This window comes from Streptomyces sp. B1I3 (assembly GCF_030816615.1).
Classification (GTDB): Bacteria; Actinomycetota; Actinomycetes; order Streptomycetales; family Streptomycetaceae; genus Streptomyces.
In genome coordinates, this window is sequence record NZ_JAUSYD010000001.1 from 3242405 (window position 1) to 3259381 (window position 16977).

Genomic DNA, 16977 nt, shown 5'->3' on the forward strand with positions numbered 1-16977 from the left:
ACGGCACGGGACTCGAAGCTGTACGAAAGCTGTACGGACGGACGGACGGCACGGGACGGAAGGCTGTACGGCCGTACCCGCGTTCGGGCCCTGTCTCACCCGTACGGCGCGTGACCGGGCCCCCTCGGCTTCGTTGGTCCGGGTGCCGTGCCAGCCAGGGGCGGCGAGGCAGGAATCCACGCGTGGCTCCGCCGGGACGTGCGACGTGCTGCAGGTACGTCGTGGGACCGCGTCCCGGCGCGTGTGACCGGTCGGCAGGGGACAGCGGTCCGGTCACCCACACACGCGGCCGGCCCCGGGGACGCCCGGAGCCGGCCGCTTCCGGACCGTGGCCGGCGATCAGGCCCGCGCGGTACGGCGCCGGCCCGTCGCGTACAGCACGCCACCCGCGGCCGGAGCGCTCGCCGCGGCGCCGGAGGCCACCAGTGCCACCGAGCCGGTGGAGGCGACGCCACCGCCCGTGCCACCGCCCGTGCCCGACGACGCCGAGCCGGACGTGCCCACGCTTCCGCCCGCACCCGACAACGTGCCCGGGGCGCCGGTGCAGGACGTCCCCGGATCCTGGCCCGCGTTTCCACCGCCGGCCGAGCCATGGGTGGGTCCGCCTGTTCCGCCGGTGCCGCCCGACGTGCCGCCCGTGACCTCGGCGCCCTCGGGGACGGTGAAGTCGCGGGAACAGGAGGGCGGGGACAGTGTGCGCGGCGCGACGGCGGTGCACGGCGGTGGGGCGTCCGGTGGGCGTGCGCGGTAGGCGTGCGCGTGTGTGGCGAGCGCCACATGAGGAATCCGCGAGTCCGGGGGCAACCGTTGCCCGGGTTCACAGGTCATGCAGGGCGAACACCATGCGTGGGGGCTGCACTCGGAGGGGGGTGCAGCCCCCGTGCGTACCCGGTGCCCGGCCGTGGATCGGCGGGGGCGGGCTCAGGCCTCGGAGGCGGTCGCCTTCGGCGGCACGACGGGGATTCTGAGGAACGGCAGTTTCAGCGCGCCGAACGCCTTCTCGGGTACGGCCGGCGTCTTCGGCTCGACCGCGGCGAGCCGCTCGTACGCCTCCCCCTGCGCCGGACGCGGGTCCGCCTCGCCCTTGTTCGGCCAGAAGGACATCGCACGTTCCGCCTGCGCGGTGATCGTCAGCGACGGGTTGACGCCGAGGTTGGCGGAGACCGCCGAACCGTCGACGACGGAGATGCCCGGGTGTCCGTACACCCGGTGGTAGGGGTCGATGACCCCCTCATCGGCGCTCGCCCCGATCGCGCAGCCGCCCAGGAAGTGCGCGGTGAGGGGGGTTCCCATCAGCTCCCCGATGTTCGACCCTGCGAAGCCGTTGATCTCCTGGGCGAGGAGTGTGGCGCCCTGCGTCGCCTCGGCAATCTGCGTCGGGTTCGGTGCCCCGTGTCCCTGCCGGGCGGTGAGCAGGCCCTTTCCGACACCCCGGGGCTTGCGGTAGGCGACCAGGGAGTTGTCCAGCGACTGCATGACGAGTCCGATGATCGTGTGCTCCGACCAGCGCCGGTTGGACAGGGAGCGCATCGTCAGCCACGGGTGCCTGGCCACGTTGCCGAACCAGCTGCGCACCCGGTGCGTGCTGTAGGGGACCTGCAGGATGGTCAGCGCGCCCATCGCGTTGGAGCCCTTGCCGTAGCGGACCGGCTCGATGTGGGTGTTCGCGTCCGGGTGGATCGACGAGGTGATGGCGACGCCCTTGGTGAAGTCGGCCTTCGCGGCGCCGTGCTTCCTGCGGTAGCGGCGGTCGCTGGTCTGCGCGCCCACCAGGCCCTCGGAGTTGGTCCGGGTCAGCTCGCCGAGCTTCGGCGAGAGCCGCGGCAGCAGTCCTTCGTCCTTCATGGTGTGCAGCAGGGTCTGGGTCCCGTACGTGCCCGCCGCCACGATCACCTTCCGGGCCCGCAGGACGGTCGGCCGCGCCTTCCTGCGCCGGTGGGTGGGGACGGTGGAGACGCGGTAGCCGCCGTCCGGGTCGTCGGTGACGGCCACGACGGACGTCATCGGGCGGATCACGGCGCCGGCCTTCTCGGCCAGGTACAGGTAGTTCTCGTTGAGGGTGTTCTTCGCCCCGTGGCGGCAGCCCGTCATGCACTCACCGCACTCGGCGCAGGCCTTGCGGGCCGGGCCGGCACCGCCGAAGTAGGGGTCGGCGACCTCCCCGCCGGGCTTCGCCCTGGACGTCCCGTCGGCGTCCTGCCCGTCACCGAAGAAGACGCCCACCGGGGCGAGGTGGAAGGTGTCGCCGACGCCCATGGTCTCGGCGGTCGCCTTCAGGTGGATGTCGGCCGGGGTCATGGTCGGGTTGAGCCTGACCCCGAGCATCCGCTTCGCCTGGTCGTAGTACGGCGCCAGTTCGTCCTGCCAGTCGGTGATGTCCGCCCACTGGCGGTCCTCGAAGAACGGCGCGGGCGGCACGTACAGGGTGTTGGCGTAGTTGAGGGAGCCACCGCCGACACCCGCTCCCGCCAGCACCATCACCTTGCCGAGCAGGTGGACGCGCTGGATGCCGAAGAGGCCGAGCGCCGGGGCCCACAGGTAGTTCTTGATGTCCCAGGAGTTCTTGGGGAGGGTCTCCCGCGTGAAGCGGCGGCCCGCCTCCAGGACGCCGACCCGGTAGCCCTTCTCGCTCAGCCGCAGGGCCGAGACCGCGCCACCGAAGCCCGAACCGACGACGAGGACGTCGTAGTCGTACGCGTCGTCGTCGGCCGCCTCGACGGCGGATCCGGCCGGTATCTGGGCAGGGCTGTCCTGGGACATGGCTCTCCTCGGTACGACAGAGACGGAAAGGAGCGGGAAGAAGCGGGGGCGGGGGTGCGCGAAGGACGCCGCCTGGGTCAGTGCAGCCGGAGGGCCTTCATCGCCTTGAGGCTGCGGCTCATGAAGGCGGCGTACTTCTCGTCGTCCATCCCGAAGGCCGGCGCGAGCGGCATCAGCCGCTGCTGGGCGACCGTCTGGGCCTCGGTGTACTTGAGGATGCCCTCGGAGCCGTGGCGCCGGCCGAGGCCGGAGTCCTTCATGCCGCCCATCGGGGACTGGACGCTGCCGTACGCCGGTGCGTACCCCTCGTTGATGTTGACGGTGCCGGTCCGCAGGCGGGCGGCGACCCGGTGACCGCGCCGCGCGTCCTTGGTCCAGACACTGGAGTTGAGGCCGTAGGGCGTGGCGTTGGCGAGGGAGACGGCCTCCTCCTCGTCGCTGAACCGGTAGACCGAGACGACGGGGCCGAAGGTCTCCTGGGTGCAGACGGCCATGGGCGCCTCGACACCGTCCAGGATGGTCGGTTCGTAGAAGAGCGGGCCGATGTCGGGACGGGCGACGCCGCCCGCGACGAGGGTGGCGCCCTTCTCGACGGCCTCGGCGACGTGCCGGCTGACGGTCTCGAGCTGGCGTTCGCCGACGAGGGAGCCCATGTCGGCGCCGTACGCGAGCGAGCTGCCGAGCCGCATCGCCTTCGTACGGGCGGCGAAGCGCTCCACGAACGCGTCGGCGACGGACTCGTGGACGTACAGCCGCTCGATGGAGATGCAGAGCTGGCCGGCGGAGGAGAAGCAGGCGCGGACGGCGCCCGCGGCTGCCTTCTCCACGTCGGCGTCCTGGAGGACGAGCATGGCGTTCTTGCCGCCGAGCTCCAGCGAGACGCCGACGAGGCGGGCGGCGGCGCCCTGGGCGACCTCGCGGCCGGTGCGGGTGGAGCCGGTGAACGAGACGTAGTCGGCGTGCCTGACGACCTCGGGACCGACGACCGGGCCCTCGCCGAGGACGACCTGGAACACCGCTTCGGGCAGTCCGGCCTCGATCAGCAGGTCGCGGGCCCACAGGGCGGTCAGCGCGGTCTCGGTGTCGGGCTTCATCACGACGGCGTTGCCGGAGACGAAGGCGGGCAGCGCGTCCCCGACGGAAAGCTCCAGCGGGTAGTTCCAGGGGGCGATCTGGCCGACGACCCCGCGCGGCTGGCGCAGCTCAGTGACCTTGGTGAGGGTCGGGACGACGCCGGTGTGCCGCTTCGGCTTCAGGTAGGCGGCGGCCCTGCGCCCGTAGTGCCGGGCAGACACGGCGACGGCCTGGACCTCCTCGTGGGCGTGCAGCCGGGCCTTGCCGGTCTCCAGCTGGATGAGGTCGAGGACCTCGGACTGGCGCTGGAGGACCAGGTCGTGGAAGCGCAGCAGTACGGCGGCCCTCGCGCGGACGGGCGTCGCCGCCCAGGCGGGCTGGGCGGCGCGGGCGCGCTCGTAGGCGCCGGCGACGTCCTCGGGGGTGGACTCGGGCAGATCGGCCAGCTTCGCCCCGGTGAAGGGGGTGTGGTTGGCCGTGCGCCCGGAGCCGACGACGCCGCGGATCAGCCGGGCGATCACCTCGGGTGTGACCACGTCAGCGGCGGTGCGCACGCCCGCGGGGGCGGCGGCCACGGGGTTCGTGCCGACGCGGTCGCCGGAGGCGGCGGAGGTGGTCGTGGAGGCCTGCGAGTCCGTCATGTGGGCGAGAGTATGTCCACCCGCCCGCTTTGGGTACCCGTGGGTAACAGGTTTTCACAGTCCCACGACAACCCGCGGCCCCACCCCGGCGACCCAGCCAGTGATCACTGGCTACATAACTGCTGATCAGGGCCTATCTTCCGGTGACCGGTCAGGAATCGTGAATCTTCAGGCGCTCGGCGACCTATGCCGTCACCTTCGAGACGGCAGTCGCGCGGGACCTTCCCGCTCTTCAGCCGGGACAGCGCGTGTTCCCCTCGGGCTCGGGGCCCGGTGAGGGACGGCGTCCTCAGCATCTCGCTGCGGGGTTCGTCGCTGCGGGGCTTCCGCTGCGGGCCGAGATGTCTCCGGCCACGCCGCCTGCGGTGCGGGACGGCCGTACGCCTGGGTCACCACAGGGGACGCCGCAGCGGCTGCAGAGCCGGGGCGGTCCGTGGCACCCGGCAGGGCGGCAGGCCCGGTCACTGCTCCGGCGGCTGCCAGCTGCGCAGCATCGCCGCGAAGAGCTCCCGGCTCTCGGCCCAGTCCTCCTCGGGCCCCGTCATGTAGAGCGCGTACTCCGGGCCGCCGGTCTCGCCGAAGTACATCTGGTCGATCCCGTGGCGCGGACCCGGGTGGTCCTTGGACTCGACCCAGGTGAACTCCCACTCGGAGCCGGGCCGGTCGCGGAAGGTGTTGGAGTGCAGGGTCAGCCGCTCGTAACCGGGCAGCCGCACCGAGAGGTCCTTCTCGATGCTCAGCATGTGCAGGTACGAGTTGTCGAAGTCGGGCTGCGGATCGACGCTGATCCTGATGCGGTGCGCCCCGTTGTCCGGGGTGTAGTCGATCTGCCCGCCGCTCTCCTGCCGTGTCCATCCGTGGGGGACGGCCAGGACGAAGCCCTCGGGGTCCTCGACGCGGCGCCAGCCCTCCGGTATCTCCCGCACGGCCTGCGAGTCCTCGGCCGACAAGGACGGAGAGGCCTTCGAGTCCGACGACGAGGGGGACGGACCAGGTGTCGTCGAGCCGGTGACGGTCCGCTCACCCGTGCCGCCTCCTGTGTCCCGGTCGTCGCCCGCGTACTTCATCGCCACGAAGCCGGCCGCTCCGCCGATCAGCGCGGCGACGGCGACGACCAGCAGGACCGTGCGCCACCGGCCCCCGCCGCGCCGGGTGGCGGACGCCGGGGTGGGCGGGACGACGAGCGCCGCGGGGAAGGGCTGCCGGTCGAGGCGGGCCGTCGAACCGTCGGGGGTGGAGAAGGCGTGCAGATCCTCCCCGGACATCCGCTGCGTCGGCACATGGGCCTGCGCGGCGCGGGGCTTGCGCCCCTTCATGGCGTCCAGCAGCATCCGTTCCGTCTCCGCGGCCGTCGGCCGGTCCGCCGGATCCTTGCGCAGCAGTGCGGTGATCACGGGTTCCAGCGCACCGCCCCTCAGCGGCGGCGGCGGTTCCTCCGTGACGACGGCCTGCATGGTGGAGATCGGCGACGAACGGCGGAACGGCGAGTGTCCCTCGACGGCCGTGTAGAGCGTGGCGCCCAGCGACCAGAGGTCGGACGCCGGGCCCGGGTCGCCGCCGCGTACCCGCTCGGGTGCCAGGTAGTCGATGGAGCCGACCAGTTCGCCGGTCCTGGTGATGGTGGAGTCGCCCTCGATCGCGGCGATCCCGAAGTCGGTCAGCAGCACCTGCCCGTCGCGGGCGAGCAGGACGTTCCCCGGTTTGACGTCCCGGTGCAGCACCCCGGCACTGTGCGCGGCCCGAAGGGCGCTCAGCACGTGGAGGCCGATCCTGGCGGCCTCGCGCGCCTCGACCTCGCCGGTCTCCTTGGCCGTGTCGGCGAGCGAGGGCCCGTCGACGTACTGCATGACGATCCACGGGCGGTTGTCGTACTCGATGACGTCGTGGACGGTGACGACCCCGGGGTGGGTGATCCGCGCCGCCGCGCGCGCCTCCTTCTGCGTACGGGCGTGGAGCACCACCCGGTCCGCCTCGGCGGCGTACAGGCCGGCGGTCAACTCCTTGACCGCGACGGTCCGGTGGAGCACCTCGTCGTGGGCGCGCCACACCTTGCCCATGCCCCCTCGGCCCAGGACGTCACCGAGCCGGTACCGCCCGGCCAGTACGATTCCCGCTCCCGTGCCCTGCGCGTGTTCCACGTGTGTCCCCGCCCCATTCCTTCGAATGCCAGGTTACGGAGGGGGGCATCGCGGCGTAACCTCGCACCGCCCACGAGACCGCACTGTGATGCTTGTCGCGAGTGCCGACAAAAGGTCAAGAAGTCACGCGGTAGGTGGAGATGGCCTGTTCGTAGAGATCGGACACCTTGTCACGCTCGCTCTCCGGGCCGATCGCCTGGATGATGTGGTACCTGCCGTCCACGATCATGACCATGTTGCGGACGTAGACCTCGCGTCCGCCGCTCTCCTGCCAGGTGAACTGCCCCTCGGCCATGGCCTGCCGGCCGACGTCGACCCGGCGCAGGCCGGTGGACGTGGCCCAGCTGGACTCCCGGAAGGGCTTCAGTTCGGGTTCGCTGCTGCGCTGATAGTCCAGCGGGTCGGTGCCGTTGGCCTTGACGGTGTCCCTCCCGGGCACGATCAGCACGCTGAACCCGTCGCTGCCGTAACGGATCTGACGGTCCGCGTTGGCGGGGCTGCGCTGCCACTCCTTCGGGACTCCGATCTCGAAGCCCTCCGGGTCCTTGCGCAGCGCATGTCCGGGGGCGAGCGTGGCCGCGGAGTGGCTGGTCTGCGGCTGCTGCGAGCCCGAGGAGCCATCGGAACCGGTGGACGCGCCGGCCGACCCGCTCGCTTCGGGCTCCGGCTCGGCCGGTGCGGCCGGGGCCGAGCCGGAGGGCCGGGGCGCCCCTGACCTCGCCCCCGAGGGGGAGCCCTCCTCGGGCATGAACATCACGGCGTAGACCACGACAGCGGCCAGCAGCAGCAGGATCAGTCCGAGCAGGAGCCGGCCCAGCCGTCGCGGAGTTCGCCCGTCCGGCTGCCGGACGGGCGGTGCCTGGCGGCGCAGCACCTTGGGTTCCTTGGGTGCCCGCGGGGCGCGCGCCGGCTTCTCGTACCGCTGCGGCCTGCCCTGCCGGTGCCGGCCGTGCGCCGCCCCGCGCCCCCGGCGCCTGCGCACCAGCTCGCCCCTGCGGCGCACGACCGGCAGGCGGGTGACGTCGGCGGGTGGCAGTGGCACGACGTCGGTGCCCGCCTCCGGCTCGGGAGCCGAGCGCACCAGGGAGCGCAGCCAGCCGCGCAGCTCCTCGAAATCGGGCCGCTCCGTCGGGTCCTGACGCAGCAGCGACTCGACGACGGGCCTCAGCGGGCCGCAGTCCTCCGCGAACGCGGGCGGCTCCGCACAGACCATCTGGACGAGTTCGGCCGCGTTCTCCTCCGGGTAGGGCGCGTGGCCCTGCACGGCGCGGTAGAGCAGGGCGCCGAGCGCCCACAGGTCCGTCGATGGGCCGATGGGCGGGGCCAGCTGCCAGTTGTCGTGGACGGGCCCGGCCTGCTCGGGTGCCCACCGCTCCGTGACGGCGCCGACCACGGCGATGCGGGCCTGCCGGGCGCGTTCGGCGGCGAGGGGAGTGGCGGGGCCGCGGTAGGCGGGGGTGTCACCGTTCGTGGCGACGACCGCGTCCCATCCGCCCGAAGCCCCCCGCGCCGCCACCGGCTGCGGCAGCCTGTCCTGGCGCTCCACGGGCCCGCTGCCCATGCGCCGGGAGTCGGCGCGCAGCGCGTCCTCGCCGGAGCCCGCGGAGCCGCCCGCGGGCACGGAGCGGCCGGCGCCGGGGCCGTCCCCCCAGGTACCGGCGAGGTGGACACGCCGGCCGGGGGGCAGGAGGCCGCCGGGACCCTCCCCGTCCTCGGGGCCGTCGTCGTCCCCGTCGCCCTCGTCCTCGTAGTCCTCGTCGTCTCCGGCCTCGTACATCGCCGCGTACGGGGCCTCGGCCGCCGGGCCCCAGGGACCGGCCGGCCGCGGGCGTTCCCCGGCGGCCGGGGGCGCGGCGGACTCCTCCTGGGGCCGGGCCTGGGACGGCCGGTCCACGTACGCCGGGCCCTCATACGCCCGGTCCGTGCGCGACGGGTCCTCGTGGGGCTCGTCCACGTACGCCGGACCCGCATGCGGCCGGTCCACGTACGCCGGACCCTCATACGCCCGGTCCGTGCGCGACGGGTCCTCGTGGGGCTCGTCCACGTACGCCGGACCCGCATGCGGCCGGTCCACGTACGCCGGACCCTCATACGCCCGGTCCGTGCGCGACGGGTCCTCGTGGGGCTCGTCCTCGCCCGGTCGGCCGCCCCCCGGGACGGCGTCGCGCGGCAGGCCCTCGTTGGCCCGGGCCGCCGCGCGGGCGCCCGCGCGGTAGGCGGCGATCGCTCCGGCGCGGGCGGCACGCAGCTGCGCCGCGCTGCCCGCCCCGGGCTCCGCCACGGGGACGGCGGGAGGCGCGGGCCTGGGGACGAGCTCCTGCCGGCCCCGGTCCCCGTCCTCCTCCGGCGGGCGCACCGCCTCGATCTCCGCCTGAGGGCGTGCGGCAGGCACTCCCGCGGAGGTTCCCTCCGGGCCGGGCAGCGCGTCCGGTAGCGACGGCTGCGACGGCGGCTCGTACGGGCCGGTGGGGCCCGTCTCGACCGCCGGAGCCCCGTAAGCGCCCTCGTCGTCGGGCTGCGGCACGGGCACGTACCCGCACAGCGCCTCCTCGGCGGCGCCGGCCGCCAGACCGGTCAGCACGACACGGCCGTCGTCGCAGACCAGGACGGTGCGGATGGTGATGTTGCGGTGGGTCCAGCCGTGCGCGTGCAGCACCCGCAGGGCGGTGAGCACGTCGGAGCCGATCTCGGCGGCGCGGTACGGGTTGAGCGGGCGCTCGGCCAGGAGCGCCGCGAGCGGCCGGGCGGCTACCAGTTCGCTCACTATCCACAGCGATCCCGCCTCGGCGAAGACGTCGAAGACCTGGTCCAGCCGTGGGTGGTCGGGAACCTGGGCCGCTGCCTGCGCGGCCTCGATCGCCCGCCGGACGGCGGGGTCCGTGGACCGCCGCACCGCCCGGCCGGTGGCGCGCCTGGCCGTCGCGGCCGATCCGTCGGCGTCGATCACCTCGGCGTCCACGACCTCCGGCAACGGCACCTGGCGGACCAGGACCTCCTGCCCGCTGTAGGTGTCGAACGCCCGGGTCTCCGCCAGTTCGTACGCATCGGACGGAGGCAGCGGAAGGCGGTAGCGGTCGGCGAGTACCCGACCCGCGTAGTCGTCCACGAGGCCTCCCCAGAGCGTACGGTCTCCTGGTCACGGAGACCGTGTCGAACCATCAATTGCGGTCACTTGCGGTGCAGTTGACCCACGATTCCGGCTGCGTACGGTCCATGGCCTCTCACGATACGTGGCAAGTGCCGGCCACGCGGTCGGGTCGGGCCAACCCGGCCGTTGTGTTCAGCCCGGCCGGGCACCCCCGTCAGTCGGTGGACCCGAAGGTGGCGAACGCCGTCTCACGCAGCGTCCGGCACTCCGCGCCGTCCCACTCGCTCTGCTTGCAACTGATCATGATGGAGTACCCGTGGGTGGCGTCGGCCTTGAAGCCCCGGTTGAGGACCTGGACCCGCATACCGTCCTGGATACGTGAGAAGTCCCAGTCGGCGACCGTCGGGTAGCCGTTGTACTCGACGGTCTTTATACGGATGTGCCTGTAGCCGTTGCTGAAACCCCTGACGGAGGACACAGCTGACTTCCAGGCATCGGCGGCGTCGTCCTTCGGGGAGGAGGTGTAGTCGACCTGGAGGCGCGGGAAGCCACCGTCGGTGTTGTAGATGGCACCCGAGTTCGCCCCCGCCACCTTGTCGAACGAGAAGGTCTCGGGCATCGCGACGGTGAAGTGGAACTGCTTGTTGGTGACCTTCTTGTAGCCCGCGGGCAGCGCGCCCGTGCCGGGGGCGTCGCTCTCCGGAGCGGGTGAGGGGTCGTCGGACGCCTGGCCCTTGTCCTCCCCCTGCCCTCCCTTCGCGCCGTCGCCCGTACCGCTGTCGCCGCCGCTGTCCTTGCCGCTGTCCGTGCCCTTGCCCGATCCGCTGCCGGTGTCCGTGCCGCCGCCGGACGTCGATCCGGCCGACGCGGTGGTGCCGCCGGTGGCCTTGCCTCCCTGATCGCCCGCACTGTCGTCGCCGAGGGTGAGCGCCAGGACCGTGCCCAGCACGGCCAGTACGACGACACCGGCGATGACCGCCAGCGTGCGGCGGGGCACGACGTCGGTGATCGACGCGCGGATCGGGGCCGGCTGGCCCGCCGGCCGTGGCGGTCCGCCCGGCGCGGAGGCGGACGCGGAGGCCGTGGCCACCGGGGCCTTCGCGTTCCGTACGGAGCGCAGCGCGCCTCGAAGCCGCTCCCGCGTGCTCTCCCCCAGCCCCGGGCCGGAGGCCCCAGCGGAAGAGGCTGAGGCGGAAGCGGCGGGGATCGCCGGCCCGGCGGGGGCCGCCGAGCCGGTGGCTCCGACGCCCGCCCCGGAAGCGGAACCCGCCGGGGAGCCGCCTGTGGCACCGCCGGCGGCGCCCGCTCCGGCCGCCCCGGCAGAGGCGGCACCCGCGGCACCCGCCGCACCCGCCGCACCCGCCGCACCCGCCGCACCCGCGCCGGATGTACCGGACGTACCGGACGCCTTCTTGCCGCCGCTCTTGGGTCCGCTGATCGTGGGCAGGGCCATGATCTGGGTCCGGTCGGCCGGCGGCTCGGCAGGCCGCTCCGGCGCGTTGATCACGGCGTTCAGCAGAACGCGCGCCCCCGCGTCGTCCAGCCTCTGCTCGGGATCCCGGACCAGCAGGCCGTAGATGACCTCCTCGAGCGGGCCCGCGTTCTTCGGCGGGTCGACCGGCTCCGTCATCACGGCGGTCAGCGTGGCGATGGCCGAGCCCTTGTCGTACGGCGGGCAGCCCTCCACGCTCGCGTACAGCAGTCCGCCGAGGGACCAGAGGTCGGCGGGCGGTCCCGGCTTGTGCCCGCGGGCACGCTCCGGGGAGATGTACGAGGGGGCGCCGACGAGCATGCCCGTCGACGTGACGGACGGGTCGCCCTCCACCTGGGCGATTCCGAAGTCGGTCAGGACGACCCGGCCGTCCTCCGCGATCAGTACGTTGGACGGCTTCACGTCGCGGTGCAGGATGCCCTCGCGGTGCGCGGAGCGCAGCACGTCGAGGACGGCGAGGCCGACCTCCGCCGCCCGTCTCGGCGTCAGCGTCCCGTCCTCGCGGATGACCTCGGCGAGCGACTTGCCCTCGATGAGCTCCATGACGATCCACGGCCGGTCGTCCTCGTCGACCACGTCGTAGACCGTCACCGCGCTGTTGTTGCGGATCCTCGCGATCGCCTTCGCCTCACGCAGCGTGCGCGTGATCAGCCGTCGCTTCTCGTCCTCGTCGATGGCCGAGGGGAACCGCAGTTCCTTGACCGCGACCGTGCGGCCCAGCGTCTCGTCGGCAGCACGCCAGACCGTGCCCATGCCGCCCCGGCCGAGCACCTCCCCGAGTCGGTACCGCCCCGCGAGGAGACGTCCGTCCTTGTCCCGTTGGGGCTCCCGTGCCTGCTCCGCCTCCGACATGCGTCCCCTCTGCGATCAACCCGCCCTGGCAGAGCGTTCATTGTCCCTTACCCCGGGACCGGTCGTGGTCCCGGGTCCGGGGTCGGCCGTGATGTGGCCGGAGGAAGGATCCCGTGGCCGTGCCCGTCCCCGCGCCCGTCCCCGTGCGCTCGCCTGCGCCTCGCCGCTACCGGCTCGGCCCACCCGGGAACGACGAGCCTGCCCAGCGAACCACACCGCACCCCCGCATCGTCCTCCCTTTCCCTGCTCGCCGTCGAGGGCGGGTCTCCCCCGGCCGCCTCCCCGGGCCGTCCCAACTCGCCCGAACGGGAGGAGACCTGCGCGTCGGCGGGGCCCGGCATCGGGCGCCGGACGACCCGTGACGGGAGGGCAGTGTCAGCAGGACGTGCACGGTGGAGGCCGTCCTCCGGCCTGCCCGCCCACGACGGCGGGCTGCGGCTGCCGACCGGCGTCGAGGACCGCTTGCCGGGCCTGGAGTTCGGCAGTCGCGACGACAGCGCCCGCGACTCCGTGCGCGATCTGCCGACGCACACCAGCGGCCCGTACGACTGCGCGCGGCGCCACCCGCCACCGGATCCCGCCGTCACGGGCGGCGCCGGGCCGTCCGCCCCCAGCCGCTCACCCCCGGCGCCGCCGGCCGGTGCCGTCCGTCCGGCCGTGGCACCCCGCCCGGTGACCCGGCCCGGCTCGGACGCGTACTCCGGCACCATCCACGCCCTGCTCCGGCCGGTCGTCCAGCGTGTCGGCAGACACGTGCGGGCCGCCGCCACCCGCGACGGCCCGCACGTCCTCACCATCCGGTTTCGGCACGACGCGCCTCCCGCCCCGGCCGGTGAGCGGAACTGCCGAACACGGAGTCCCGCCGCACCTGCCGGGCGGCGCCCGGCGCTCCGTCAGATCGGCACGATGTCCGGCGCCCCCAGCCGCGCCGCGTCCGCCGTCTGGTCGTCCGGCTGCCGCTGCGACTCCCGCTCCGCCTCCACACGCTTGCGGTAGTGCTCGACCTCCCGCTCGATCTGGCCGGTGTCCCAGCCGAGCACCGGCGCCATGAGGTCCGCGCACTCCCGCGCGCACCGGGTGCCCCGGTCGAAGGTCTCTATGGAGATGCGGGTGCGCCGCGTCAGGACGTCGTCGAGGTGGCGGGCTCCCTCGTGCGAGGCGGCGTAGACGACCTCGGCGCGCAGGTAGTCCTCCGCCCCGGCCAGCGGGTCGCCCAGCGAGGCGTCACGCTTGACCAGCTCCAGGAGCTCCTCGGCCATCGAGCCGTACCGGTTGAGCAGATGCTCCACCCGGACGACGTGCAGCCCGGTGCGGGCGGCGATCCTGGCACGGGCGTTCCACAGGGCGCGGTAGCCCTCGGCGCCGAGCAGCGGGACGTCCTCGGTGACGCAGTCGGCCACCCGGGTGTTGAGCCCATGCACCGCCTCGTCCACCGCGTCCTTCGCCATCACCCGGTACGTCGTGTACTTGCCGCCCGCGACGACGACGAGCCCCGGCACGGGATGGGCCACCGTGTGCTCGCGCGAGAGCTTGCTCGTGGCATCCGACTCGCCGGCCAGCAGCGGCCGGAGCCCGGCGTAGACGCCCTCGACGTCGTCCCTCGTCAACGGCGTGTTCAGCACCGAATTGACGTGCTCGAGCAGATAGTCGATGTCGGCGCTGGACGCGGCCGGATGCGCCTTGTCCAGGTCCCAGTCGGTGTCCGTCGTGCCGACGATCCAGTGCCGGCCCCACGGGATCACGAAGAGGACGGACTTCTCCGTGCGCAGGATCAGCCCGGTCGAGGAGTGGATGCGGTCCTTCGGGACGACGAGGTGGATGCCCTTCGACGCCCGGACGTGGAACTGACCGCGCTCACCGATCAGCGCCTGGGTGTCGTCCGTCCACACACCGGTCGCGTTGACCACCTGTTTGGCCTTGACCTCGTACTCCCCGCCCCCCTCGACGTCCTGCACGCGGGCACCGACGACCCGCTCGCCCTCCCGCAGGAAACCGACCACGCGCGCCCTGTTCGCCACGTGTGCGCCGTAGCCCGCGGCCGTGCGCACGAGTGTCGCCACGTAGCGCGCGTCGTCCATCTGGGCGTCGTAGTACTGCAACGCTCCGACCAGCGCCTCCTTCTTCAGGGCCGGCGCGACCCGCAGGGCGCGGCGGCGGGAGAGGTGCCGGTGCACGGGCAGCCCGCGGCCGTGGCCTGAGGAAATCGACATCGCGTCGTACAGGGCGACGCCGGAGCCCGCGTAGAGCCGCTCCCACCCCTTGTGCTGCAAGGGGTAGAGGAACGGGACGGGCTTCACGAGATGCGGGGCCAGCCGCTCCAGGAGCAGTCCGCGCTCCTTGAGCGCCTCGCGTACGAGCGCGAAGTCCAGCATCTCGAGGTAGCGCAGCCCACCGTGAATCAGCTTGCTCGACCTGCTGGACGTCCCGGACGCCCAGTCACGCGCTTCGACCAGGCCGGTCGAAAGTCCTCTGGTGACCGCGTCGAGCACCGTCCCGGCGCCTACCACGCCCGCGCCCACGACCAACACGTCGAGTTCGCCTTCGGCCATCGCGGCCAGCGCCTCGGCGCGCTCCGCGGGTCCCAGTGTCGCTGTCCTCACTGCTGCCTCCCGGTACTCCTCGTGGATCGGGGTGCTACGGCGCGGAAGCGGGGCCGGCCGGGAAGCCGGGCGCCCGTGCCCACCACTCGATTCTGTCCGGGGTCCACGACTTCAGCCACCGCCTGTGGACAACACCCGGTCGACGAGAGACACAGAATGCGACATATAGGTCATATTTACGCCTATTCTGACAGAGCGCTGCCCCCAGCGGTTGCGCTTTCTGACTTCTTGGTGTTGGCCCCAGTGCCCGCCGAAAGGCCCCAGGGAAGGACGGCCCTCGACATGCCCGCAGACCTCGCTGTCATCGGACTCGGTCACCTCGGCCTGCCCCTCGCCCAAGCGGCCGTCGGCGCCGGCATCCACACCGTCGGCTACGACACCGACCCACGCCCCTACGCGGAACTGTCGGCGGGCCATACGCCGGTCGAGGGATCCCTCAGCGCCTCGGACATCCGCCGGATGCTCTCCGGAGGCTTCAGACCGACCGCCGACCCGGCCGAACTGGGCCGGGTGCGGACCGCCGCGATCTGCGCCCCCACCCCGCTCGGACCCGACCGCACCCTCGACCTCCGCGCCGTGACCGAAGCGGCCCGCGCCCTCGCCGCCCGGCTGCGCCCGCACACCACCGTCCTGGTGGAATCCGCCGTGCCGCCCGGCACCACCGAGAACGTCGTACGGCCGCTCCTGGAGGAGGGCTCGGGCCTGCGCGCCGGGCGCGACTTCCACCTCGCCCACTCCCCCGGCCGGCTCGACCCCGGCAACCGCGTCCACGTCTACGCCAACACCCCCAAGGTCATCGGCGGCCTGACACCCGCGTGCACCGAGTCGGCCGCCGCCTTCTACGGCCGCCTCACGGACAAGGTCGTCCGGGCCCGGGGGCCACGCGAGGCCGAGATGACCAAGGTCCTGGAAACCAACTTCCGGCACGTCAACATCGCGCTGGTCAACGAGATGGCGGTGCTCTGCCATGACCTCGGCGTCGACCTCTGGGACGTCATCAGGTGCGCCGAGACCAAGCCGTTCGGCTTCCAGCCGTTCCGTCCCGGCCCCGGCGTCGGCGGACATGGCGCCCCCGTCGACCCCGGCTACCTCCCGTACAACAGCCGCACCCCGGGCCACCCGTTGCGCATGGTCTCGCTGGCCAAGGAGATCAACGACCGGATGCCGAGCTACGTGATCCAGCGCTGCGCCACCCTGCTGAACGAACACGGCAAGTCGGTCCGGGGAGCCCGGGTGCTGCTTCTCGGGGTCACCTACAAGCCGGACCTCGCCGACCAGGAGGCCTCGCCTGCCCGGGACATCGCGACCCGGCTCCTGGACATGGGTGCCCAGATCGGCTTCCACGACCCGCACGTCCTGGACTGGCGTGTGCGCGAACAACCTGTCCCCCGCGCCGACTCGCTCTACGAGGCAGCCGCCGGGGCCGACCTGACGGTGCTGCTCCAGCACCACCGTACGTACGACCTCCAGGGCCTCGCCGTGAAGGCCCAGCTCCTCCTGGACACGCGGGGAGCCACCCCGGCGGGAGCCGCGCACCGGTTGTAGGGGATGCCGCCGGGGCCGACGCCCGCAAGGATTCCGGTGGGCCGTGTCGGTATGGACTGCTAGCCTGCGGCGTCACTTCTCGCACAGTTGTGCGCGTCACCGTCCCAGGGGGAAGATCCACCATGAGCCAGCCCGTTCAGCCGCCGAACCCACCCCAGCAGCCGTACGGCGGCGGGCAGCCGACCGACGGGAACCCGTACGCGGCGCAGCAGCCGGGCAATCCGTACGCGGGCCAGCAGGCCGGTGCGCCGACGGGCAACCCGTTCGCCGGTCAGCAGCCCGGGCAGCCGGCCGGCCAGTTCGGTGGCGGGATGACCTTCCCCTCCGCCCCGCCGGTCTCCCGGAACAACCTCGGCCTCGGTGTACTGGCCGCCCTCGGCACCGCGATCGTCGCCGCGATCCTCTACGGCGTCATAGCCGGCTCGATCGAGCGCGAGGTCGGTTACGCAGCCGTCGGTGTCGGCTTCCTGGTGGGCTTCGCCGCGAGCAAGGTCGGCGGGGCCAACCCGGCCGTCGCGGTCGTCAGCGCCGTCTTCTCCCTGGGCGCCGTCTACCTGGGCCAGCTCGTCTGCATGTCGATGATCCTGGCGGACGGTCTCGGCGTCGGCTTCTCCGAGGTCTTCTTCGACCACTTCGGTGACGTCGTGGACATCTGGAAGGACGAGGCCGACTTCATGACGTACCTCTTCCTGGCCCTGGGCCCGATCGCCGCCTTCGGTGGCGCCAAGCGGGGCGCGTAACCGGCAGCAGCACGCGGGAGGGCCCGGACCGCAGGTGCGGTCCGGGC

Annotated in this window: 9 protein-coding genes; 2 read left to right on the top strand and 7 right to left on the bottom strand. The window is 73.0% G+C overall.

The window, feature by feature from the left end; all coding sequences use genetic code 11:
• Positions 1-339 precede the first annotated feature (339 nt).
• The 7 genes from QFZ58_RS14685 to QFZ58_RS14720 all read right to left on the bottom strand — a co-directional run bounded on the left by QFZ58_RS14685 (position 340) and on the right by QFZ58_RS14720 (position 14645).
• Complete coding sequence (locus QFZ58_RS14685) at positions 340-777, bottom strand: hypothetical protein (protein WP_307125384.1); 438 nt, start codon at positions 775-777, stop codon at positions 340-342.
• Positions 778-921: 144 nt separating this feature from the next.
• The gene (locus QFZ58_RS14690) at positions 922-2760 is read right to left on the bottom strand and encodes a GMC oxidoreductase (RefSeq protein ID WP_307125385.1); all 1839 of its coding nucleotides are present in this window, start codon (positions 2758-2760) and stop codon (positions 922-924) included.
• A gap of 77 nt (positions 2761-2837) precedes the next feature.
• Complete coding sequence (locus QFZ58_RS14695; RefSeq protein ID WP_307125386.1) at positions 2838-4475, bottom strand: succinic semialdehyde dehydrogenase; 1638 nt, start codon at positions 4473-4475, stop codon at positions 2838-2840.
• Between the two features lie 461 nt (positions 4476-4936).
• Positions 4937-6613, bottom strand: coding sequence for a serine/threonine-protein kinase (locus tag QFZ58_RS14705; RefSeq protein ID WP_307125387.1), 1677 nt, complete (start codon positions 6611-6613; stop codon positions 4937-4939).
• A 115-nt stretch (positions 6614-6728) separates the two neighbouring features.
• Positions 6729-9719 carry a protein kinase gene (locus QFZ58_RS14710; protein ID WP_307125388.1) on the bottom strand — a complete coding sequence of 997 codons (2991 nt, stop codon included), beginning with the start codon at positions 9717-9719 and terminating at the stop codon, positions 6729-6731.
• A gap of 196 nt (positions 9720-9915) precedes the next feature.
• Complete coding sequence (locus tag QFZ58_RS14715; protein ID WP_307125389.1) at positions 9916-12045, bottom strand: serine/threonine-protein kinase; 2130 nt, start codon at positions 12043-12045, stop codon at positions 9916-9918.
• A gap of 893 nt (positions 12046-12938) precedes the next feature.
• A complete protein-coding gene (locus QFZ58_RS14720; protein ID WP_307125390.1) occupies positions 12939-14645 on the bottom strand; it encodes a glycerol-3-phosphate dehydrogenase/oxidase in 1707 nt (568 codons plus the stop codon).
• Between the two features lie 282 nt (positions 14646-14927).
• Between QFZ58_RS14720 and QFZ58_RS14725 the strand changes: the two genes are divergently transcribed.
• On the top strand, positions 14928-16190 hold the full coding sequence (locus QFZ58_RS14725) for a nucleotide sugar dehydrogenase (RefSeq protein WP_307125391.1): 1263 nt from the start codon (positions 14928-14930) through the stop codon (positions 16188-16190).
• 122 nt (positions 16191-16312) lie between these two features.
• A complete protein-coding gene (locus tag QFZ58_RS14730; RefSeq protein ID WP_307125392.1) occupies positions 16313-16930 on the top strand; it encodes a hypothetical protein in 618 nt (205 codons plus the stop codon).
• Positions 16931-16977 lie beyond the last annotated feature (47 nt).